Origin of the sequence: Streptomyces lothianensis, from assembly GCF_047779955.1 — a bacterium.
Classification (GTDB): Bacteria; Actinomycetota; Actinomycetes; order Streptomycetales; family Streptomycetaceae; genus Streptomyces.
This window is the reverse complement of record NZ_JBLMKT010000036.1, coordinates 21,527-41,115: the sequence shown is the minus strand read 5'-3', so window position 1 is coordinate 41,115 and position 19,589 is coordinate 21,527. Positions and strand designations below refer to the sequence as shown.

General features: G+C 71.6%; 21 protein-coding genes and 1 pseudogene. 8 read left to right on the top strand and 14 right to left on the bottom strand.

The annotated features are described in order from the left end of the window. Positions 1-19: 19 nt before the first annotated feature. Together ACLF6P_RS11655 and ACLF6P_RS11650 are read left to right on the top strand one after the other, a co-directional pair. The gene (locus tag ACLF6P_RS11655; protein WP_415949980.1) at positions 20-1,168 is read left to right on the top strand and encodes an aromatic ring-hydroxylating oxygenase subunit alpha; all 1,149 of its coding nucleotides are present in this window, start codon (positions 20-22) and stop codon (positions 1,166-1,168) included. Beyond that, positions 1,161-2,438, top strand: a complete 1,278-nt coding sequence (locus ACLF6P_RS11650) for an MFS transporter (protein WP_415949979.1) — start codon at positions 1,161-1,163, stop codon at positions 2,436-2,438. Before ACLF6P_RS11655 ends, ACLF6P_RS11650 begins: the two co-directional genes overlap by 8 nt. Before the next feature lie 135 nt (positions 2,439-2,573). Here the strand turns inward: ACLF6P_RS11650 and ACLF6P_RS11645 are convergent, their stop codons facing one another. After that, positions 2,574-3,089, bottom strand: a complete 516-nt coding sequence (locus ACLF6P_RS11645) for an EF-hand domain-containing protein (RefSeq protein ID WP_415949977.1) — start codon at positions 3,087-3,089, stop codon at positions 2,574-2,576. Between the two features lie 229 nt (positions 3,090-3,318). Here ACLF6P_RS11645 and ACLF6P_RS11640 point away from each other — a divergent pair, with 229 nt between their 5' ends. After that, positions 3,319-3,753: a hypothetical protein gene (locus ACLF6P_RS11640; protein ID WP_415949976.1), complete on the top strand. Its 435-nt coding sequence runs from the start codon at positions 3,319-3,321 to the stop codon at positions 3,751-3,753. 89 nt (positions 3,754-3,842) lie between these two features. Here ACLF6P_RS11640 and ACLF6P_RS11635 read toward each other — a convergent pair whose 3' ends face one another. Further along, on the bottom strand, positions 3,843-4,217 hold the full coding sequence (locus tag ACLF6P_RS11635; protein ID WP_415949974.1) for an STAS domain-containing protein: 375 nt from the start codon (positions 4,215-4,217) through the stop codon (positions 3,843-3,845). A 383-nt stretch (positions 4,218-4,600) separates the two neighbouring features. Here ACLF6P_RS11635 and ACLF6P_RS11630 point away from each other — a divergent pair, with 383 nt between their 5' ends. Continuing rightward, on the top strand, positions 4,601-5,188 hold the full coding sequence (locus tag ACLF6P_RS11630) for a sigma-70 family RNA polymerase sigma factor (protein WP_415949973.1): 588 nt from the start codon (positions 4,601-4,603) through the stop codon (positions 5,186-5,188). Further along, positions 5,185-6,477 carry a zf-HC2 domain-containing protein gene (locus ACLF6P_RS11625; protein ID WP_415949971.1) on the top strand — a complete coding sequence of 431 codons (1,293 nt, stop codon included), beginning with the start codon at positions 5,185-5,187 and terminating at the stop codon, positions 6,475-6,477. The genes ACLF6P_RS11630 and ACLF6P_RS11625 overlap by 4 nt, the downstream gene beginning before the upstream one ends. Before the next feature lie 92 nt (positions 6,478-6,569). Here the strand turns inward: ACLF6P_RS11625 and ACLF6P_RS11620 are convergent, their stop codons facing one another. From ACLF6P_RS11620 to ACLF6P_RS11600, 5 genes are all read right to left on the bottom strand, one after another. Beyond that, complete coding sequence (locus ACLF6P_RS11620) at positions 6,570-6,959, bottom strand: hypothetical protein (protein WP_415949969.1); 390 nt, start codon at positions 6,957-6,959, stop codon at positions 6,570-6,572. Between the two features lie 43 nt (positions 6,960-7,002). Then, complete coding sequence (locus ACLF6P_RS11615) at positions 7,003-7,914, bottom strand: JmjC domain-containing protein (RefSeq protein ID WP_415949968.1); 912 nt, start codon at positions 7,912-7,914, stop codon at positions 7,003-7,005. A 78-nt stretch (positions 7,915-7,992) separates the two neighbouring features. After that, the gene (locus tag ACLF6P_RS11610) at positions 7,993-8,229 is read right to left on the bottom strand and encodes a DUF397 domain-containing protein (protein WP_415949967.1); all 237 of its coding nucleotides are present in this window, start codon (positions 8,227-8,229) and stop codon (positions 7,993-7,995) included. A 20-nt stretch (positions 8,230-8,249) separates the two neighbouring features. Then, entirely contained in the window at positions 8,250-8,432 is a 183-nt protein-coding gene (locus tag ACLF6P_RS11605) for a hypothetical protein (protein ID WP_415949966.1), read from the bottom strand. Next, positions 8,429-8,713 (bottom strand): DUF7848 domain-containing protein, encoded by a 285-nt coding sequence (locus ACLF6P_RS11600; protein ID WP_415949965.1) that lies wholly within the window; start codon positions 8,711-8,713, stop codon positions 8,429-8,431. The genes ACLF6P_RS11605 and ACLF6P_RS11600 overlap by 4 nt, the downstream gene beginning before the upstream one ends. Positions 8,714-8,898: 185 nt before the next feature. Here ACLF6P_RS11600 and ACLF6P_RS11595 point away from each other — a divergent pair, with 185 nt between their 5' ends. After that, complete coding sequence (locus tag ACLF6P_RS11595) at positions 8,899-10,122, top strand: helix-turn-helix transcriptional regulator (RefSeq protein ID WP_415950178.1); 1,224 nt, start codon at positions 8,899-8,901, stop codon at positions 10,120-10,122. On the opposite strand, the gene ACLF6P_RS11590 is transcribed toward ACLF6P_RS11595, so the two are convergent. From ACLF6P_RS11590 to ACLF6P_RS11570, 5 genes and pseudogenes are all read right to left on the bottom strand, one after another. After that, complete coding sequence (locus tag ACLF6P_RS11590; protein WP_415949964.1) at positions 10,103-10,765, bottom strand: HAD family hydrolase; 663 nt, start codon at positions 10,763-10,765, stop codon at positions 10,103-10,105. The genes ACLF6P_RS11595 and ACLF6P_RS11590 overlap by 20 nt on opposite strands. 51 nt (positions 10,766-10,816) lie before the next feature. Further along, positions 10,817-11,173 (bottom strand): annotated as a pseudogene (locus ACLF6P_RS11585) (TetR-like C-terminal domain-containing protein); the annotation flags it as partial. Positions 11,174-11,385: 212 nt separating this feature from the next. Further along, the gene (locus tag ACLF6P_RS11580; protein WP_415950177.1) at positions 11,386-12,189 is read right to left on the bottom strand and encodes a putative protein N(5)-glutamine methyltransferase; all 804 of its coding nucleotides are present in this window, start codon (positions 12,187-12,189) and stop codon (positions 11,386-11,388) included. Positions 12,190-12,300: 111 nt separating this feature from the next. Beyond that, entirely contained in the window at positions 12,301-13,185 is an 885-nt protein-coding gene (purU, locus tag ACLF6P_RS11575; protein ID WP_415949963.1) for a formyltetrahydrofolate deformylase, read from the bottom strand. Between the two features lie 101 nt (positions 13,186-13,286). After that, positions 13,287-13,736 carry an SCO4402 family protein gene (locus ACLF6P_RS11570; RefSeq protein ID WP_415950176.1) on the bottom strand — a complete coding sequence of 150 codons (450 nt, stop codon included), beginning with the start codon at positions 13,734-13,736 and terminating at the stop codon, positions 13,287-13,289. Between the two features lie 170 nt (positions 13,737-13,906). Between ACLF6P_RS11570 and ACLF6P_RS11565 the strand changes: the two genes are divergently transcribed. Next, positions 13,907-15,217 carry an ABC transporter substrate-binding protein gene (locus ACLF6P_RS11565; RefSeq protein WP_415949962.1) on the top strand — a complete coding sequence of 437 codons (1,311 nt, stop codon included), beginning with the start codon at positions 13,907-13,909 and terminating at the stop codon, positions 15,215-15,217. 117 nt (positions 15,218-15,334) lie between these two features. Here the strand turns inward: ACLF6P_RS11565 and ACLF6P_RS11560 are convergent, their stop codons facing one another. Together ACLF6P_RS11560 and ACLF6P_RS11555 are read right to left on the bottom strand one after the other, a co-directional pair. Continuing rightward, the gene (locus ACLF6P_RS11560) at positions 15,335-17,044 is read right to left on the bottom strand and encodes a hypothetical protein (RefSeq protein ID WP_415949961.1); all 1,710 of its coding nucleotides are present in this window, start codon (positions 17,042-17,044) and stop codon (positions 15,335-15,337) included. Positions 17,045-17,144: 100 nt separating this feature from the next. Then, on the bottom strand, positions 17,145-18,578 hold the full coding sequence (locus ACLF6P_RS11555) for a transcriptional regulator (protein ID WP_415949959.1): 1,434 nt from the start codon (positions 18,576-18,578) through the stop codon (positions 17,145-17,147). A gap of 288 nt (positions 18,579-18,866) precedes the next feature. Between ACLF6P_RS11555 and ACLF6P_RS11550 the strand changes: the two genes are divergently transcribed. Beyond that, the gene (locus tag ACLF6P_RS11550) at positions 18,867-19,535 is read left to right on the top strand and encodes a bifunctional DNA primase/polymerase (RefSeq protein WP_415949957.1); all 669 of its coding nucleotides are present in this window, start codon (positions 18,867-18,869) and stop codon (positions 19,533-19,535) included. Positions 19,536-19,589: the final 54 nt, after the last annotated feature.

Here is a 19,589-nt window from a genome sequence, read left to right as displayed (position 1 = left end):
CAAGGGAAGTCCAATTCCGATGGAAACACCGAAAGACATATTCGATCCCAGGCACTACGCCAGGACCCGCCTGCCACGTGAACGCGCGGAAACCCTGCCGCACTGGGTGTACAGCGATCAGGAATGGTTCGAGCGTGAGATGGCGGCCATGTTCCGCCCTGCCTGGCACTTCGCGGGACTGGCCTCATCCGTCCCCAACCCCGGTGATTTCTTCACCCTTCGCTTACTGGACGAGCCGCTCCTCGTCGTGCGCGGCGACGACCACGAAGTGCGGGTGTTCCGCAACTCCTGCCGGCACCGCGGATCCCTGGTCGTCGAGGACGCGTCCGGCACCTGCCGCGGGATGCGCTGCCCGTACCACTCCTGGACCTACAGCCTGGAAGGCGTACTCAAACACGCGCCCGGCCTGGACGGTCACAGCCGCGAGGAACTCGCCGGACTCGGACGGAACCTGCTCCAGGTGCCCTCCGGAATCCGCGAGGGGCTGATCTTCGTGCACCTCGGGGACACCAAGAACTCACCCACCCTGGACGCATACCTCGGAAACTACATCCCGACCGTCGCCGCCCCGCACCGGACCGGGCAGATGGTCGCGGTCGAGCAGCGTGAATACGTCCTCGAATCCAACTGGAAGCTCTATGCCGAAGTGGACATGGAGACGCTGCACACCAAGCACATCCATCGTGACTCGATCGGTGAACAGCCGGTCACCCTTCCGGTCTCCGAAGGGAACTGGATCGGCGTCTACCACGAATCCGAGCACACCCCGGCCCTGCATCCGGGTGAGCGGGACCAGGGCTTCCCGCATACCAGCGGTCTGACCGGCGCCGCCGCCAAGGGAGCGCACTTCTCCATCCTGCTGCCCGGATTCTTCCTCGTCACCGCCCAGGACGTCATGTGGTGGATCCACAAGATCCCGGACTCCGCGACGCGCACCCGCGTGCGCGTCGGGTACTCCTTCCCCGCCTCCACCGTCGAGCGGCCCGACTTCAGCGAGGTCGCCAAGCGCTACTACAAGCGACTGGACCAGGTCATCGAAGAGGACGACTGGATCACCGAATACCAGCAGAGAGGACTGAAGGCCTCCGCGCCCGGGTGCTACGTGTCCGAGGAGCACGTGGTGCACCGACTGGACAACTGGATCCTGGACCAGGTGCTCGATGTCTGACCACCGCGTGCGCCGGCTCGCGGGCTGGTCGGTGCTCGCGGGGTGTTTCGTACTCGGGTTCTTCCACCGGTTCGCCCCCGCCACCTTCGCCGATTCCCTCTCCACGAGCCTGAACGCGAGCGGAGCCGAGCTGGGCGCACTGGCCTCGTGGCACTTCTGGATCTACACCGTGGCGCAGATTCCCGCCGGGCTCCTGGTGGACCGCTACGGATCCCGGATCTGTGTGGCCGTGGGCTCCATGGTCACCGCCGCCGGCTCGCTGGTGCTCTCCGGCGCCCACGGCCTGGCCGCGGGCTCGGCCGGGCCCGTGCTGACGGGTGCCGGTCTGTCCGTGGTGTTCGTCGGCATCATGAAGTACAACGCCGACTGGTTCCGGCCCGAGACCTACGGAGCGATCACCGGGGTCACCATGCTGCTGGCCGCCGCCGGGGCCGTCGTCGCGGGCTCGCCCGCGGCGTGGCTGCTGGAGCACTTCAGCTGGCGGCAGCTGTTCGCCGCGGTGGCGCTCATCGGACTCGTCCTCTCGCTCGGCGTGGCGGTGGCGGTCCGCGACCGCCCGCCCGGCGCTCCCGCCGCATCCGCGGGGGCGGGCCCCGGTGGGCGTGCCGGCCTGGTGGCCGCGCTGCGCTGCCGGGAGATGTGGCCGCTGCTGCTGGCGACCATGGGCACCAATGGCGTGTTCTACGCCTTCGCCGGGCTGTGGGGCGTCCCGCTGCTGACCGAGACCCGCGGACTGTCCAACACCTCCGCGGCCGTGTACACCACGGCGGCGCTGGTGACGTACGGCGTGGGATGCCTGGTGATCGGCCTCTGGTCGGACCGCGCCGGCCGACGCAAGCCGTTCCTGCTGGCCACCAGCGCGATGGCGCTCGCCGGCTGGACCGGTCTGGCGGTGCTGCCCTGGACCGCGGGATGGCAGGGGGTCCTGCTCTACGTACTGCTGGGTGCCGCGGCCTCGCAGGTGACCGTGTCGTTCGCGGCCCTGCGCGAGTCGGTCTCCCCGGCGGTGGCGGCCACCGCCCTGGCCGTGCTCAACGCCGGAGTGTTCGCCACCTCCGCGGCGCTGCAACCCCTGTTCGGATGGGTGGCGGACAGCGGCGCCGGCTGGACCACGGCGCTGTCGCTCATGGCAGGCACCTCGGCGCTCGGGCTGCTCGGCGCGTTCCGCTCGACCGAGACCTGGCCCCGGGGTCTCGCAGCCGACGGTGGGCGCGTGGTGCCGGACCGGCCGGACCCGCGCGAGGCAGGCGCTGCTCACGGCCGTCTGTGAATCCCGGGCGGGCAAGGGTGAGTTGACCGACTGCCAAGGGCGAGCCGGCCGACTGCTTGGGCTGCGGCTGCGCGCACGCTGCCGCAGCCGCAGCCGCGCGCACGCCGCAGCACGTGTTCGCCCAGGCCGGCCGGATTACGGCTCCGGCGTCGTGAAGTACTCGGCGAGCGCGGCGAGGAGCTGGTCCTCGGCGAGGATGCGGCCCGTGCCCGCCGGGTCCAGGGTGGACATGACCACGGGGATCGCGGAGGGGGCGACGCCCAGGACGCGCAGGACGCGTTCCGCGTCCGCGGGCTTCACGCCCTGGCCGTCCTGGTCCGCGACCGCGAGGACCGCGCGCAGGAACGGGCGGGCGATCTCGGCGAAGCGCTGCGGGCTGTCCCGCAGGCGCTTGACCGCGCTGGTCACGAACTCCTCGCGCGAGACCCGCTGGTCGCCGATCACGTCCGCGATCCCCGCCATGCCCTGCCAGAAGGCCTCGGCCCCGATGTACAGCGCCTGCCCCTTGTCGCAGCGGGCGGTCACGCCGAACTCGGCGAGCAGGGCCTGCGCCGTCGAGGAGAAGTCCTCGCGGTCGATATAGCCGTTGCGGTTCTGGTCGAAGCGGGCGAAGCGGGCGGCGATCCTGCGCTCGTATTCTGCGCTGTCCATTTCGGCGGCCTCACTCGAAACTCGTCGGGGTGCGATGGCGGTCACGGATGCCGCGGCAGTCTCGGATGCGGTGGCAATCACGTCAGAGGTGAGCGTACGTCGGCGTATGCGCTGCACACCCGGAAAATTCGGCTCCGTATCGAGGCTGTCGAGAATCCGGGACAAGCCGCTGCGCGGGGTGTCCGCATGATCGACTGTGCGTATGGAGGCTGTTGCGAGTGTCATAGCCGTGCTGGGAACCCTGCTGGGCGTCGTGGTGAGCCAGGGCTACCAGAAACGGGCGCTGGTCCGCGGCGAGAAGTTCGCGCGCGGCGAGCAGCTGCGGCAGGAGCGGCTGCAGGTGTACAGCGCGTACGCGGGCGCGCTGATGATGTACCGGCGGGCGCAGATGGAGCGGTGGCTCATCTGCAACGGCGGGGAGTTCGAGGAGACGCATGCCGCGCTGAAGGCGCGCGCCTTCGACCTGCGGGTGGAGGTGTACGAGGGATTGTTCCGGCTGCGGCTCATCACAGAGGGACCGGAGGTACCCGAGGCGGCGCAGCGGGCGCTGGACCTCGTGTCGCTGATCCCGAAGGCGGAGGGCCGGGAGGACTTTGACGCGCGCACCGCCCGGGCGAAGGCGGCCGTCAACGCGCTGGTGGCCGTCGCCAAGGAGAAGCTCTAGCCGGCAGCCGGCAGCCAGCACGGGGACGGCCCGGAGCCGGGGACGGCCCGGAGCCGGGGCCGGCCGCTCAGAGGCAGGGGGCGGGCCGCTCAGGCCGTCAGTGGCTGGGCCGAGTCGTCCGCCGCGGAGGCCGCGTCCGGGTAGACCTCGAAGAGGCGGCGGACGCCGAGGGCCGCGAGGACCCGGTTGACGTGGGAGCCGTCCTCGGCGCCGCGGGCGGGCAGGATCAGGCGGAGGCGGCCCTGGCAGGAGCGCAGCAGGCGGCGGGAGGCGATGAGCACGCCGACGCCGGAGGAGTCGCAGAACAGGACTTCGGAGAGGTCGAGCACGACGCTGCGGCGGCCGTCCGCGACCGCGTCGTGGACACGCTGGCGCAGGGCCGGGGAGGTCACCAGGTCCATTTCACCGCTGACCTGGATGACGGCCCAGCCGCCCCGATCCGCCTCGGTCACCTTGAGCGTCACACCATGCCTCTCGCTCGAAGATCCGGAAGCAGTCCTTTCGCTTCCTGGTCTCGCGGCTGCCCTCGCGGTTACCCGCTGAAACAGTTCTCCACTGAGACCTGGCTTACCTCCGAAGCCCTATCACGTTTCGCCTGATTCGATCTAACTAGATCGACTTCGGTCAGGTTCATTCAGTTGCCTCGGGTGAGTGAAGGTGACGCATTCGTTACCATCCCGGGCCCCGCCGCGGACGCACATTGCAGTAAAGGGGCGTACACGGACAACAACTCGGACTACATTCGAGCCGGGGGACAACGCAGCGCGGCGGGAGCGGCGGGAGGGGACACCAGACACCCGCACCGCGCACGCTGCACGCACGGGTCAAGAGGTTCGGGAGGGGCCTGATGGCGAACAACGCACCACCCCGGTGGGACCGCAGAATGCAGCAGCGGCTCGCGCGCGGCGAGGCCGCCGCGCTCGGCGAGCTGTACGACCGCTTCGCCTCGCTCGTGCACAGCCTCGCGCACCGCGTCCTGGAGGACGAGGACGCCGCGGACCGGGTCACCCGCGAGGTGTTCGCCCTCGTCTGGGAGAACCCGGAGGCCTACGACCCGAGGAACGGCCCGCTGCGCTCCTGGATCGCCGGCCTCGCCCAGCGCCAGGCCGTGCAGCGGCTGCGCACCCAGGGCACGGCGGCGCTCGCCGAGGGCGGCCCCGGCAGCGCCGAGGACCTGGAGCGCAAGGTCCGCGAGGCCTCGGTGGCCGCACGCGCGGACTACATCGTCACGTCCATGCCCGCCCCGCTGCGCGCCGCACTCGAACTCGCCTACTTCCAGCGCCGCGACTACCGCCAGACCGCCGCCGACCTGGGCGTCACCGAGGACGAGGCACGCCGCCGACTGCGGCTGGGGCTGCAACTGCTCTCCTCGGCCAACGACCGCGGCAACGGCGGCGGAGGCCGGGGACGGCAGGGGTACGGGAGAGCGACATGAACCCCGGCCCGCACGATCCGGACGAAGAGCCGGACGACGAGCCGGGCGGGGGCCGGGGCCAGGGGCCGGACAGGGACGAGCACCCGGGCGCCCCTGCACCCACCCGGATCCCGCCGCCGCGGACGTCCGTGGAGGACAGCGGCCGCCCGCTGCCCGAACCGGTGGAGCCCGCGCCCCTGGCACTGCCGCACGACGTACTGAAGTCGCTGCTCGGCGCCTGGGCGCTCGCGGCCTGCTCGCCCGAGGAGGCCACCGCGGTCGAACTGCACCTGGGCGACTGCGGCTCCTGCGCGGACGAGGCGCTGCGGCTGCGGGACGCGGTGGGGCTGCTGCAGCCCGAGGAGAGCCTCGACCTCGACCCGGGGCTGCGCTCACGGGTCCTCGCCGGCTGCCTGGACCGGCGGCCGCCGCGGATACCCGTGCCCGACTGGGCCGCCCCGTACGACGCGGAGACGGCGCGGCTCGACGCGCTGCTCCAGGACATCGGCGACGGCGAGTGGCACGCGCCCGTACGCCTGAAGTGGTACGACGGCGAGTCGGACCGTCCCGCGAACCGGCGGACCACCGTGGCCGGGGTGATCGCGCATCTGCTGAGCGTGGACGGGCTCGTGGCGCTCGCGCTCGGCCTGGAGGATCCGCTCGGCCCGATCGCCCCCGAGGAGGCCTCGCCCGGCGAACGCACCGAGACGTACTGGCGGGCCTCGCACTTCCCGCCGACGCGCACCGTACGGATGCCGTGGCGGGAACAGACGCATGCGCTGGTGCGCACGGTGTCGTTCGCGGGCGGCGGATCCGGGGAGCTGTCCGTGCCGTACGGGCGGTTCAGCCTGCCGCTGCGGGACTCCCTCCTGGACCGCGCCTTCGCCTGCTGGGTGCACGCCGGCGATATCGCGGACGCGGTCGACTACCCGTACACACCGCCGACACCGCGCCACCTCAACCGGATGATCGACCTCGCCGCCCGCCAGCTGCCCCGTGCCCTCGCCCGGCGCCGCCGCGAGGGGCGGGCCGCACCGGCCAGCGGCCTGGTGCGCGCCGGTACGCCCGGACGCAGCCTGCGCCTGGAGGTGGAGGGGGTCGGTGGCGGCGAGTGGCTGATCGCCCTCGACTCGCCGGGCGCCCTCGGCTCGGCCGAGCACGAGGTGGCGCATGTCGCCCTGGACGGCGTGGAGTTCTGCCGCCTCACCGCCGGTCACGTCCTGCCGGAGGAGGCGGCGGCCGGGCAGGACGGCGACCGCCGGGCCATCCACGAGGTCCTGTCGGCGGCGGCTTCGCTGAGCCGGATGTGACGGCGGGTACCGCCCGCCGCTCCCGCCCGCACATGCCGCGGGGCCCGACGCGAACAGGTCGGGCCCGCGGCTGGTTTCTTGTGCAGTGCGGACTACGTTCGCCTCTCGGGGCATACGGAGATGCCGCGGCGGGGGCACGCGATCAGTGCGCGCGATACATACCGGCCGGAGGTCGAGTAGTAGCCGTAGACCACATCGTTCCCCGCCGTCTGGGCCAGAGTCGACCGACTGTGTTCCAGGCGCTCGTCGATCGGGAAGAAGTCGGTTCCGGCGGGTGGCATGGCGACGAGTTCCTGCTTGAGCCAGGAGACGGCTTCCTCGATCTCGGTGAAGGTGGCTGCGATGTGGCCGCGTGGCCTGGTCAGCCAGTTCTTGATCTCGATCGGTGGGTAGTTACCGGGGGTTTCACCCCGTCGGATGAGTGCATCCGTGTAAGAACGGCCGGTGTACGCGTAGGCGTGCCAGTGCGGGGAGAGGGGCATGGCGGCTCCCAGGAGGGTCAGCGAAGGGCGAGGAAGACAGGACCTAGCGCGAGGCGCTGACAGTGGCGGTCGATCCGCGGGCCGTGGTCCGGGCGCGGTCGGCCATCTCCTCGGGGTCGGTGAGAAGGAGCGCACCGATGAGGTACTCGCGGACGTGCTCCACTGCGGCCCACGGCTTTCCCCGGAGTTCGCCCGGTGGGATTGCCTCGCGCATCGCGGGGTCGACGAGCGCCTGGTCGAGAACCTCGCGTACCACCTGCTCGGCGAGCCAGTGGTACGTGCGCTCCTTGAGTGCGAACGTGAGGTGCAGGCTCGGCTCATCGCCCTCGGCGTACGGAGAGTGGATGAAGCCGCGAGGCAGCCAGAAGACGTCGCCGGGTGTAAGGGTGAAGGACTGCGAGGGCGGGGTGTTGGCGAGGAACCTGCGCTCGGCGTCGGTGAATCCGCGGCCGAGGAAGTTGCCGTACTCGGTCACTGGGTTCTCGACGAGAGGCTCGTGCAGCGGCCATGTCTTACGGCCTGCGAGCTGGACGATGAGCGTGACGTACGGGTCGTAGTGATACTTCAGCCCCTGAGCGCCGGGCGGGGTGAGGTATGCGTTCACGTGGACCAGGCAGCCGGTCTCCTGCTGGATCTCGCGCTGCAGCCGGGCCAGCGACGGCTTGACTCTCTGCAGTTGGCGCAGCGAGACCGTACCCCCGTCGTCGAGGTGGGCGCGTAGAGCTCCCGGGCGCGGCATCTCACCGTCGATGTACGTATGTCGTTCGAGGACCTTGCCGTCCTTGACCAGGACGACGTTGCGCGCGGCGAGGCACTCGTGGTCGATGAGGTCGAGCGCCTCATTGAGCGTGAGCAGGTTCTCGAAGGCGTCGGGAGCGTGCGGGAAGAACAGCGGCTGACGCGGCCATGGCGTCAGTGTCTTTGCGGGGTTGTCGAGCAGCGAAGCAAGAGGCACGGGTATCTCCTGGCCCGTCGCAGCTGAGGGAGAGACGGTAGCGCCCCGACCTTGTGGGCCGGGGCACCTGTGGAGTGGTCAGTCCGCAGCCTGCGCGCGGGCGAGCCACTCCCGCGCGAAGGCCGTAATCTCCTCGGCGCTCATGCGCAGTTCGCGGCCCGCGCCCTCGGGCTTGGTGTCACCGAGCGCGTAGCCGCCACCGGCGAGCTCGGCGAGCGAGATGCAGGACTCCATGTTCCCGTCGTTGTCCGTACCGCCGCCGCACAGCGCAGCGAACGGCCCGGTCACGTCGCGGTCGTACAGGCTCTGAGACATGGTCACTCCCTTTGGACAGATCACTTCTCGGTGTCGTGTTCGCCCGAGTTCTCGAAGCGCCTCGGGGCGGGCGGGTAGGCCGGAGTGCGCGGGCAGTTCGTGTGCTCGTGCAGGGTGATGCCGCCACCGCTGGCACTGAACTTGTCGAGCGCGATGTAGTTCTGGCCGGGCACGATCGGCTTGTCGCAGTGGCGACAGATCATGCTCGCTTCCATGACGCGCCCTTCTTTCCGGGTGCCGCGGTGGCTCGCAAGTACGCGGTCACGACCTCGCGGAATCCGGTGTGTCCAACGGCTCCGGCGTGACGCACGGCCCAGCTGTCGGTGGCGGCCTGCTCGGTCACGGCGACCGTCGGGGACTCGTCGCCGCACGTCGTGCACTCGACATGCCGCAGCGGAGCCGAGGCGCCCCGGGTACGGTCCGCGGCGATCGTCCACGACGGGTGGCGAAGGACTGTGGGGGTGACGGTGCGTCTCGTTTGCATGTGGGGGCTCCTCGATCACCTCGACTCTGTGGGTGTTCAGACTCCCGCCCGAGCGAGCCCGGTTCGAGGACTTCAATAGGTCACTTCTCTGCACCAAAGAGGACTTTCTTGCGCCCGAGCGCGTGAACTATGGCTTCAACAGGGCCTGTTGTGGCACGCTTCGGAGCGAGGCGGAGGAGGACGAAGTGTCGAGAACACCGGGAAACACGCGGCTCAAGTCGGCGCGCGTCGCCGCAGGGTACGCAAACCAGCAAGACCTGGCCGACGCATTGAGCGTGGGCGTGCGCCAGGTCCGAAGGTGGGAGTCCGCGAATCCTCCCCTACCTCATCCCGAGGTCGCGCAGGCATTGTCACGGCTGCTCGGGCAGACCTTGGCGGACCTGGGGTTTCCCGCAGGGGCGACGCGCGATCTGCCTGCCCGGGAGGCGCGGCGCCCGGCCCTCGGCGCCGTCCCGCTGACGGCCGTCCCGCGCGGATCCACACAAGCCCTGCAACCGTCCACGGTCGGCCAGGACTATGAGGCGGTGACGCGCTCGCACCGGCGTCTGTACTGGACGGTTGCGCCTGCGACACTGCATCCCGCCGCGGTCGCCCACGCCACGCTCGGGTGCACGCTCCTGGAGGAGACCGCCGGTCGGACAAGGCAGTCGGTGGCAACTGCGCTCGCAGAGACATGGCTGTTGGCCGGCCGCATCGAGTTCTTCGACCTCCGTGAACCCGATCGCGCACAGAGCACATGGCTTCGAGCGCTGCAGGCCGCGGGTGAGGCGGACGACGCCATCATGGGAGCGGCGATCCTGGCGCATACCGCATTCATCCCGGGATGGGCCGGTGAGCGGGACACGGCCACTGAGCGCATGGTGGCTGCTCGTACCTACGCTCGCCGCGAGGCTGCCTCAGCCGAGTTCCTCGCCTGGCTGGACGCGGTCGAAGCCGAGTGCGAGACCCGGTGCGGCAACGCGCGCACCGCCCTGCACCTCATCGGGCATGCCGAGGACACCCTCGCGGCAGGTTCCGAGAACGTGTCGCCAGGGTGGTTGGACTGGTTCGGCCCAACCCGGCTGGCTGCCTTCAAGGGGAACACGCAGTTGCAGGCCGGACACCTTCCACAGGCCCGGACGACGCTGCAGCACGTGCTCAACGACCTGCCGGAGGACGCAGCAAAGCAACGCACCGTCGTCCTCGGTGATCTCGCCGCCGTCGAGGCCGCTGCCGGAAACCCCGAGGAGGCGTGCAGCTACGCGACTCAGGCCTTGGACCAGTTGGAGGTCACCTGGTACGCGACGGGCATGGACAGAGTGCGGGACGTGCGGCGTGCGCTGGCCCCGCACCAGAGCGAGTCGTGTGTCCGCAACCTCGACGACCGCCTGTACGGCTGGTCGACGACGGTCAGCGCGCTTGCTCGTTGAACGTCTTGATCAGCTCGGGCAGCTCGAGGAGGCTCTCGACGCGGAACGTCGGGAGCGCTTTCGCCTCCTCGGTGTCCCACTGGATGGTGCCCCAAGGCCCCCGCCGCACCAGCGCAGTGCGCATGCCGGCCGCGACGGCGGGGGCCAGATCGTTGTCGACGCGGTCGCCGACGTAAAGGATCTCCTCGTTGTCGTACGGGACGACATCCGCGACCCGCACGAAGAACTCGCGGTCGGGCTTCGAGGCGCCCCAGTCGTCGGAGGTCCCGATCAAGTCGACGTCCTCCGCGAACAGTGCGCGGAGGATGCCACCAGCGCGCACGGTCTGGTTGCCCGCGATGCCGAGCCACAGCCCGTCCGCGCGCAGGGTCGCGAAGCAGTCGCGTACGTCCGGGTACAGGTCACCCTCGCCGAAGTGCTCCGCCTGGCCGGCCTGTGCCCGCTTCTCGCGCTCCTCGTAGAGGTCGAAGCCTGGCCGGAACTCTTGGAACACGTCACGGTAGTCCCGTCCCTGAGCGACCACCGCGCCGAACATCGCAGCGAACGTGTGGCGGGGCACGCCGAGCCAGTCGGCCCACGTGCCGTACTCCCGCGTCTCGTCCACCAGGCACTCACCGACATCGAACACCACTGCGCGAATCATGGGCAGACCCTAGGGCCACGAGGCGGTATGACGAAACGGCACCCAAGACGGTCAGTACACGCCGAGGCGGTCCACCAAGAGGTTCACGCGTTGGTCGGTGTACTCCGAGGGCAGGCGGTCGGTGCGGGTGAGGGTGGCGACTCCGTGCAGGCAGGCCCAGAAAACCTCGGTGAACAGGGCCGGTTCGAAGGCGTCGCCGGCGGCCTCGCCCAGGGTCTCCAGGAGGGCGGCGAAGGCGTCCTTGAGCGGCTCGGGCGTGTCCTCCCGCGCGTACGGGAGGCCGCCGTCGAGGTCAAACAGCGCCTCGTAGACCGCGGGGTTGCGTTCGGCGAAGTCGAGATACGCGTACGCGAGGGCGGCGACGCGCTCGCGCGGCCCGTCCGCGGCGGCGGTCGCGGCCTTCACACTGCTGGTCACCGTGCTCGTCTGAGGCCACCGCGATACACCGCCCGCGGCCGGACAGCCAGGCGGTCGCCCGAGCCGCCGCGGTGCACGCTCACGGCCGGACGGCCAAGCGGCGCCCGAGCCGCCGCGGCGCATGCTCACGGCCGGACAGCCAGACGGTCGCCCGTCCCGCTCGTCAGCCGCCCGTCCCGCTCCTCAGCCGCCCGCCCCGCTCCTCAGCCGCCCGTCCCCGCCCGCGTCCCCACGACCACCCGGCACTCCCACTCCTCGTCCACGACGACCCGCCCGGTGAGCCCCGAGTCCTCGAAGACGCGCAGGGCGAGCGGGACCTGGGCCTGGGTCGCCTCCATCAGGAAGTGGCCGCCGGGCGCCAGCCACTCGGCCGCGCCCTCGGCGGCCCTGCGCGCCACCGCGAGGCCGTCCTCGCCGCCGTCCAGGGCCGTGTGGGGCTCGTGCTCGCGGGCCTCCGCGGGAAGGAAGGGGATGTCGCGGGTGGGGACGTACGGGACGTTGGCGGCCAGGAGGTGGATCCGGCCGCGCAGAGAGGCGGGCAGCGCCTCGAACAGGTCGCCTTCGTGGACGCTCGACGGCGGCAGGTTGCGGCGGGCGCAGGCCACCGCCGCCGGGTCGATGTCGGCCGCGTGCAGTTCGCAGGAGGGCAGGGCGGCGGCGAGCGCCGCGCCGACCGCGCCCGAGCCGCAGCACAGGTCCACGGCCACGGTCGGCGTCGGACACGGCAGTCCGAGCGCCACCGTGACAAGGAATTCCGTACGGCGGCGCGGCACGAAGACGCCGGGGTCGAGGTGGATGCGCAGGCCCGCGAAGGAGGCCCAGCCGACGACCTGCTCCAGCGGTTCGCCCGCGATGCGGCGCAGCATCATCGACTCCAGGCCGGCGGGTGAGGAAGCGGCGGCATCGAGGAGCAGTTCGGCCTCGTCCTCCGCGAAGACACAGCCCGCCGCACGCAGGCGCGCGGCCAGCGGGGCGAGGGCGGGCGGCGCGGCGGGCTCGTCGTCCATGATCACGCTCGCAGCGTACGGGACCGATGCCGGCTTTCGGGGCGGAGGGTTCCGAAAGGGCGGGCTCCGGCGCGGAGGGCACCGAAGCACAGGGCTCCCGAAGACGCGGACTCAGTCGAAGACGACCGTCCGGCGCCCGTTGAGCAGGATCCGGTGTTCCGCATGCCATTTCACGGCCCGCGCGAGCGCCTGGCACTCCACGTCACGGCCGACCGCGACCAGCTGCTCGGGCGTGACCTGGTGGCCGACCCGTTCGACCTCCTGCTCGATGATCGGCCCCTCGTCGAGGTCCGCGGTCACGTAGTGCGCGGTGGCGCCGATCAGCTTCACCCCGCGGGTGTGCGCCTGGTGGTAGGGCTTGGCGCCCTTGAAGCTCGGCAGGAAGGAGTGGTGGATGTTGATGATCCGCCCGCTGAGCTGCTTGCACAGGTCGTCGGACAGGACCTGCATGTAGCGGGCGAGGACGACCAGCTCGACCTCTTCCTCCCGTACGAGGTCAAGCAGCCGCGCCTCCGCCTCGGCCTTGGTGTCCTTCGTGACCGGGATGTGGTGGAAGGGGGTGCCGTACGAGGCGGCGAGCTCGGCGAAGTCCGTGTGGTTCGAGACGACCGCCGCGATGTCCACGGGAAGCGCCCCGATCCGGGCGCGGAACAGCAGGTCGTTCAGGCAGTGCCCGAACTTCGAGACCATCAGGATGATCCGCATCCGGTCCTCGGCCCGGTGCAGCTGCCAGTCCATCTGGAAGGAGTCCCCGACGGCCGCGAACGAGGCGCGCAGCTTCTCCAGGGTGACCGGCGCCTCGGCCGAGAAGTGCACCCGCATGAAGAACAGTCCGGTGTCACGGTCGCCGAACTGCTGGCTGTCCTCGATGTTGCAGCCCGTCATGAAGAGATACGAGGACACGGCATGCACGATGCCCTGTTTGTCCGGGCAGGACAGGGTGAGGACGTACTGGTCGGCTGACGGCGACGGCACGGGGGCGGACTGCTCGCTCATCCAGGCAGGATCCCATACGCGGCCCGGTGACCGGGGTCGCGTACCGCCCCGCGGACACCTGCGCCGAAACCCGCGGCCCTCAGGCCGAGCGCATCGAGCCCTCAGGCCGAACGCGTCATGATCCGCAGCACTTCGAGCGTGCGCGGCGGCGCGTCCGGATCGTCCCCGTCGCTCTGCGCGAGCCGTACGTGCGCCTCACGCGCGGCCCGTACGGCCTCGGGCCAGCCGGGGTGCTGCAGATACGTCGGTACGGGGGCGTCGGCGCCGACCTCGTGCATGATCCGCAGCACCCGCAGCACGGCCGCGTCCACGAGGACGGCCTCCTGCTGGTCCCGGAAGATCGTGCCGACGTATTTCTCGGCCGACCAGTTGTCGAGCCAGGTGTCCTCGACCAGGCGGTACACCGCGTCGGTGACGTCCCCGTACTCCTCCTCGCGCCCGGCCAGCCAGCACTCCTGCTGGAAGCCCGGGTCGGAGAGCATGTGCAGCGCCGAGCGCACATTGCTGCGCCAGCGCCACCAAGGCATGTCGTTCAGTGGCATGCCGCCCATGGTGGAGGAGCGGCGGCCACGGCGTGAAGACTTCTCCGAGCTTTGCACGGTTGCCGATCGTACGTTCTTCGCCAACCGGACCCCTTCGGCCCCCCTTGTTCACCTCGACGTCACGTTCCGTTGCGCTCGTCTCACTCAGGGGTTCGGTCCGCGCCGCGAAGGTACAGTCCATGACTTCCCGCCCTCTTCGCCTCCGTTCGCGCCTCTCGGCCCTCGCCTCGCTCGCCGTCACCGCCGCGCTGACCGCGGGCTGCGGCGCGATCCCCGGCCTCGCCTCCGACGACACGGGCGGGCCGGTCACCGTGATGACCTGGGCGCCGGAGAACACCAGCGGCACCAACGCGCCTGGCGTCCCGGCGATGGCCCAGGCCTACGCCCGCTGGGTCAACGCCAACGGCGGCATCGGCGGCCGCGAGCTGAAGGTCCTCACCTGCAACGAGCACAACACGGTCGACGGCGCCGCGGACTGCGCCCGGCGCGCGGCGGAGGCCGAGGTGACGGCGGTGGTCGGCTCGTACAGCCAGTACGGGCGCTCCTTCCTCTCGCCCCTCGAAGCGGCCGAGATCCCTTTCATCGGCGGATTCGGGCTCACCGAGGACGAGTTCACCAGCCCGCTCTCGTATCCCGTGAACGGCGGGCAGGTCGCGCTGATGGCCGGCAACGGGCGCCAGCTCGCCGAGGAATGCCGCAAGGTCTCCCTCGTACGCCCCGACACCATCGCCGGCGACGACCTGCCCGAACTCCTCAACTACTCCCTGGAGAAGGCCAGCCGCCCCACCGCCACGGACATCCGCGCCAAGGAGGACGGCAACGACTTCACCCGGCAGGCGGAGCTCGCCCTCGCCAAGGCGGGCGCGCCCGTCTCGCTCGCGACCACGCTCGGCAAGGACGGTGCGCGCGAGCAGGCCCGCGAGGGGTGTGTGACGGCGGTGCTCGGCGACCGTACGCCCACGTTCTTCGACTCGATGCGCCGGGTCCGCGAGGACTTCCAGGACGTACGGATCGGATCCGTGGCCGGTTCGCTCGACCAGACCGCGATCAACCGCGGCGGCGGCAAGTCCGGTATCTACGAAGGCGCTTACGTCACCGGCTGGTACCCGGCGGCGAACGACGTGCGCTGGGATCCGATGCTGAAGGTGATCAGCGAGCACGCCTTCGACGACAACCGGATCGACCCGGCGGACGCGAGCGTCCAGAACACGTGGATCGCGTACACGGTCCTCAGGCAGGTCGTCGAGTCACTCGGCGACGACACCGTGAACGCCCGCGCGGTCGTCCGTGCCCTGAACGACGGCGTCCGCGTCGACACGGACGGCCTGACCCCCACGCTGAGCTGGCGCTTCGAGGACACGATCGCGGTCCGCGACTACCCGCGCATGGTCAACGCCCACGTCTGGTTCCAGCAGGTGCGAGGCGGACAGCTGCGCCCCGTGAGCCGGACGGCGATGGACATGACGGCAACGCTGGAGCAGACGATCTGACGTCCCGCGACACCCCGCGACGCCCGCGACACTCCTCGGGACGTCCCGCGACACTCCTCGGGACATCCCGCGACGCCCCCGCGACGCCCCGTGACGCTCCGCGGACGCCCCGCGCCGTCAGAGCTGGTGGGGCGCCCGGGTCGACAGATCCCACTTGCGGGCGATCTCGTTCCACAGCGGCGCGGCGGTCTTCTTCGCCTCCGTCGCCTCGCCGCTCGCCGCGTTCCCGGCCCGCAGGTGGTTCGTCGCCTTGGGCTTCCCCTTCGGGCAGCCCTTCTTCTGCGCCACCTGATCCGCCCACGCCGCATAGTGATTGTCGGCCGAGGCGGAGGCCTGCCAGGCCTTGTTGAGCGAGTCCCGAAGCTTCCGGTTCTGCGGCAGCTTGTCGGTCTTCAGACCGGACAGCCGTGTCACCAGCTCCTTGCGCTGCCGGGCGGCGTCCCGCAGATCGCGTGCGGCGGCCTCCAGGTTCTCGCAGGCCTTGATGGACTCCACGGAACGGACCACCGCGTCCCGGCTGTTGTTGGAGTCGGCGAGCAGCTTGTTGAGCTCGATGGCCTGTGCCTCGGCCGGATCGGCGGACGGGGAGGCCGAAGGGGACTCCTGCGTCGGGGAGACGGAGGCCGCTGCGGGCTCGGAGTCCTTCCCGGCCTTGTCGTCGTCATCGCCGCCGAGCAGCCCGATCAGACCGCCGGCCGCCAGGCCCACAACGACGATCCCCGCGCCGACGACGGCGAGCACACGGTTGCGGCTGGGGGCGCCGCCGCCCCCGCGTCCGCCGTGGTATCCGTCGTCCGCGTAGCCGTCATCGCCGTAACCGCCGTCGCCGTAACCGCCGTTGGGGTGTCCCCCGTTGCCGTAGCCGCCGTTGGGGTGACCGCCGTTGCCGTAACCGTCTTCGGCGCGGCGGCGGGCCGCGCGGCCGCCGTGGCCCTGCGCGGGCGGCGGGGCAGGCTGCTCGAAGCGCGGCATCTGCTGGGTCGAGTCGGCAGCGCCACCGGCCGGCTCGCTGCGGAAGAGACGGTCGAACTCGGCGGGCGGCTGCCGGTCCCCCGCCCCACCGGCCGGAGCCCCGTACGGATCCCCACCGGACGGCACGGCACCGGGGCCCTGGGGGGACGGCACGGGCGGAAGGTACTGCGTGGCCTGCGCGTCCGCACCGGCGGGGGCGCCGTAGGAGGCGTCAGCGTGGGCGGAGGGGGCGCCGCCGTGGGCGGAGGGGGCGCCGCCGTGGGCGCCCTGGGTGCCACCGGGCGCGCCGAAGAGGTACGTGGCCTCGGGGTCCCGCTCGGGCGGCAGCGCACCGGGCGCACCCTGCGCGGGCAGCGACTGCCCGGGACCGGCCGCCCCGGACCCGCCCCCGGGACCATCGACGACGGGCTGGAACATCTGCGTCGCGGCCTCGTTGAAGGCAGGCGCGGCGGGAGCCTGCGGCGGAACCTGAGCCGCGGGCTGCGCGGCCGGGGGAGCCTGCGGCGCCTGGGCGCCCTGCGGGGCGTGCGGAGGCTGAGACGCCGGGGGAACCTGCGGGGCGTACGCGGGCTGGGCGGCCTGCGGGGCGTATCCGGGCTGGGCGGCCTGCGGAGCCTGCGCGGGCTGGGCGGCCTGCGGCGCGTACGCGGGCTGGGCGGGCGGCATCTGCGGCTGCGGTGGAGCGGCCGGTATCCCCTGGCCGGGCATCGGCTGTATGTACTGCGTGGCATCGGCATCAGCCCCGGCCGCAGGCGCCGGGGCGGGCGCGGGCGCGGACTCCGGCCCCCATGGCTGACCCCACGGCTGACCACCTGCGGGTACGGCCGACTCCTCGCCCTGACCGCTCTGCGTCACCGGAGACTCCTACCAATGGGGGAACGCTGGAAACGTGCCTACGCTACCGGCTCCCACCAACCCCCCGACACACACCACCCTTCTGCCCGCTCGACGCCCCTCACGCGGCCCTCCCCACCCGCGCCCCGAACTCCCGCACCACCGCCTCCTCCCGAAACGGCTCGAGCCGCACCCGCAGGTCCTCCAGATACTCCGTCCCCCGGCTCGACCGAAGCCCCCCGAGCAGCTCCGCCGCCCGCAGCCCCGACCGGCACGCCTCCTCCACCTCCCGCCGCTGCACCTGCGCCGACGCGAGCAGGACGAGCCCGACCGCCCGCCTCCGTACCCGCGTCTGCGGATGCCCGTCGAGCGCTTCGAGCGCCGCCCGCTCGGCCGCCCCGGCCTGCCCCAGGTCGCGGTAGCAGTGGGCTAGCTCATCGGCCAGATACGCCCGGTCGAAGTGCCGGATCCACTCCGGATCGTCCCCCGACCCACCGGAACCCGACCCCGACCCCGATCCACCGCCCCCGCCCGAAGCCCCCGCGCTCCCCTCCGCCCGCTCCATCGCCGCCTCCGCCCGCGCGAGGACCAGCTGCGTCGCCCGCGCGTCCCCGAGGAGCGCGTGCCCCCGCGCCTCCGCCGCGTGGAACATCGCCTCGACGCGCGGCGTGACCCGCCCCCGCGCACCTTCCTGCGCGGCCCGCGCGAGCTGCGCGATCTCGCGCGGGTTGCCGAGCTGTACGGCGAGGTGACTCATGGAGGCGGCCAGTACGTACCCTCCGTACCCGCGGTCCCCCGCCGCCTGCGCGAGCCGCAGCGCCTGGATGTAGTAGCGCTGTGCGAGCCCCGGCTGGCCGGTGTCGACGGCCATGTAGCCGGCGAGTTCGGTCAGCCGTGCCACCGCCGCGAAGAGTTCCCGTCCGACGGCCTCCCGGTAGGAGCCGGCGAGCAGCCCGGAGACCACGGAGTTCAGGTAGTGCACAACCACTTGCCGCACATGCCCGCCGCCGAACTGGTGATCGAGCCCGGTGAGCGCCTCGGTCATCGCCCGTACGGCCGCGACGTCCGCGGCGCCCACCCGCGCCCCGGCGGTCCGCGCGACCTGCTGGTCGATCGCCGTGATCAGCCAGTCCCTGCTCGGCTCCACGAGCGCGGAGGAGGCCACCGCCGACCCGGAGAGGAACTCCCGCCGTCCCACATCGCTGCGCCACAGTTCACAGACCTGTTCGACCGCCCCGAGCACGGTCGGCGAGAACTGCAGCCCCACCCCGGAGGCCAGGTTCCTGCCGCCCGCCATCCCGATCTCGTCGATCGTGACCGTACGGCCGAGTTTGCGGCCGAGTGCCTCCGCGATGACGGAGGGCGCCCGCCCGCGCGGCTGCTGGCCGCGCAGCCAGCGGGCCACGGAGGTCTTGTCGTAGCGCAGGTCGAGCCCGTGCTCCGCGCCGCACAGGTTGACCCGGCGGGCGAGCCCCGCGTTGGAGCAGCCTGCTTCCTGGATGAGCGCCTGCAGCCGTTCGTTCGGCTGCCGCGCCACGAGAGACCTCGCGGTCATGAGATACCCCCTGTGTGCGCCGAAATGGTCGGTAACGGCAGGTGAAGAGCAGTTGGGAACTTTGAGGTGGCTATGTCGGCTTGTGCGATCAATGCCCAGGTACGAAGGGGAAGATGCGGGCACCCGTACACCCCGTGACCACCCCACACGTCCGGCTACCCGTCCCCGCGGCCGTTCCGCCCGCGCGCCCCCGCCCATGCACCCATGCGCCCCGTATGCAGGAACGATGCGCCTGCGCGGCGCGCGCGTCGCCCGTAACCCGGGGTGAGGGGCGGAGTTGAACACCCCGTGGAAGAGACCATCACTCCCCAGGCCACCGACCGGATCCCCCAGCAGCGAGGCGAGACGCTGCTCGAAACCGCGGTGCGGTATGCGGAGGAGCGGCACTGGGACGTGTTCCCCGGCACCTGGCTCGAGATCCGCGAGGACGCCTCCGGCAGGGAGTCCTGTTCGTGCGGTGCGCCCGCGTGCGCGCTGCCGGGGGCGCACCCGGCCCGGGAGGACTGGCCGACGCAGGCCACCGGCAGCGCCACGGTGGCGCGGCGGCTGTGGTCGAAGCAACCGAAGTCCTCGATCCTGCTGCCGACGGGCCGCACCTTCGACGCGCTCGACGTGCCGGAGACGGCCGGTTTCCTGGCGCTGGCCCGGCTGGAGCGGATGGAGCTGACGCTCGGCCCGGTGACGCTGACACCGGACCGCCGGATGCAGTTCTTCGTGCTCCCCGGCGCCTCCGCGAAGGCCCCCGATCTCGTACGGAAGCTGGGCTGGCCGCCGGCCTCCCTCGATCTGCGCGCCCTCGGCGAGGGCGACTGGATCGCCGCGCCGCCGACCCGCTTCGGCGCCCAGGGTGCGTCCCAGTGGGCCCGCCGCCCCACTCCGGCCAACCGCTGGCTCCCGGACGCGGAGGAGCTGATCAGCGCCCTCGCCTACGCCTGCGGCCGGGAGGCGCGGCGCTGACGGGGCTGGGGGACGGATCGTCTCACCCGGTGTCCGGTTTACCCCCGTTCTCGT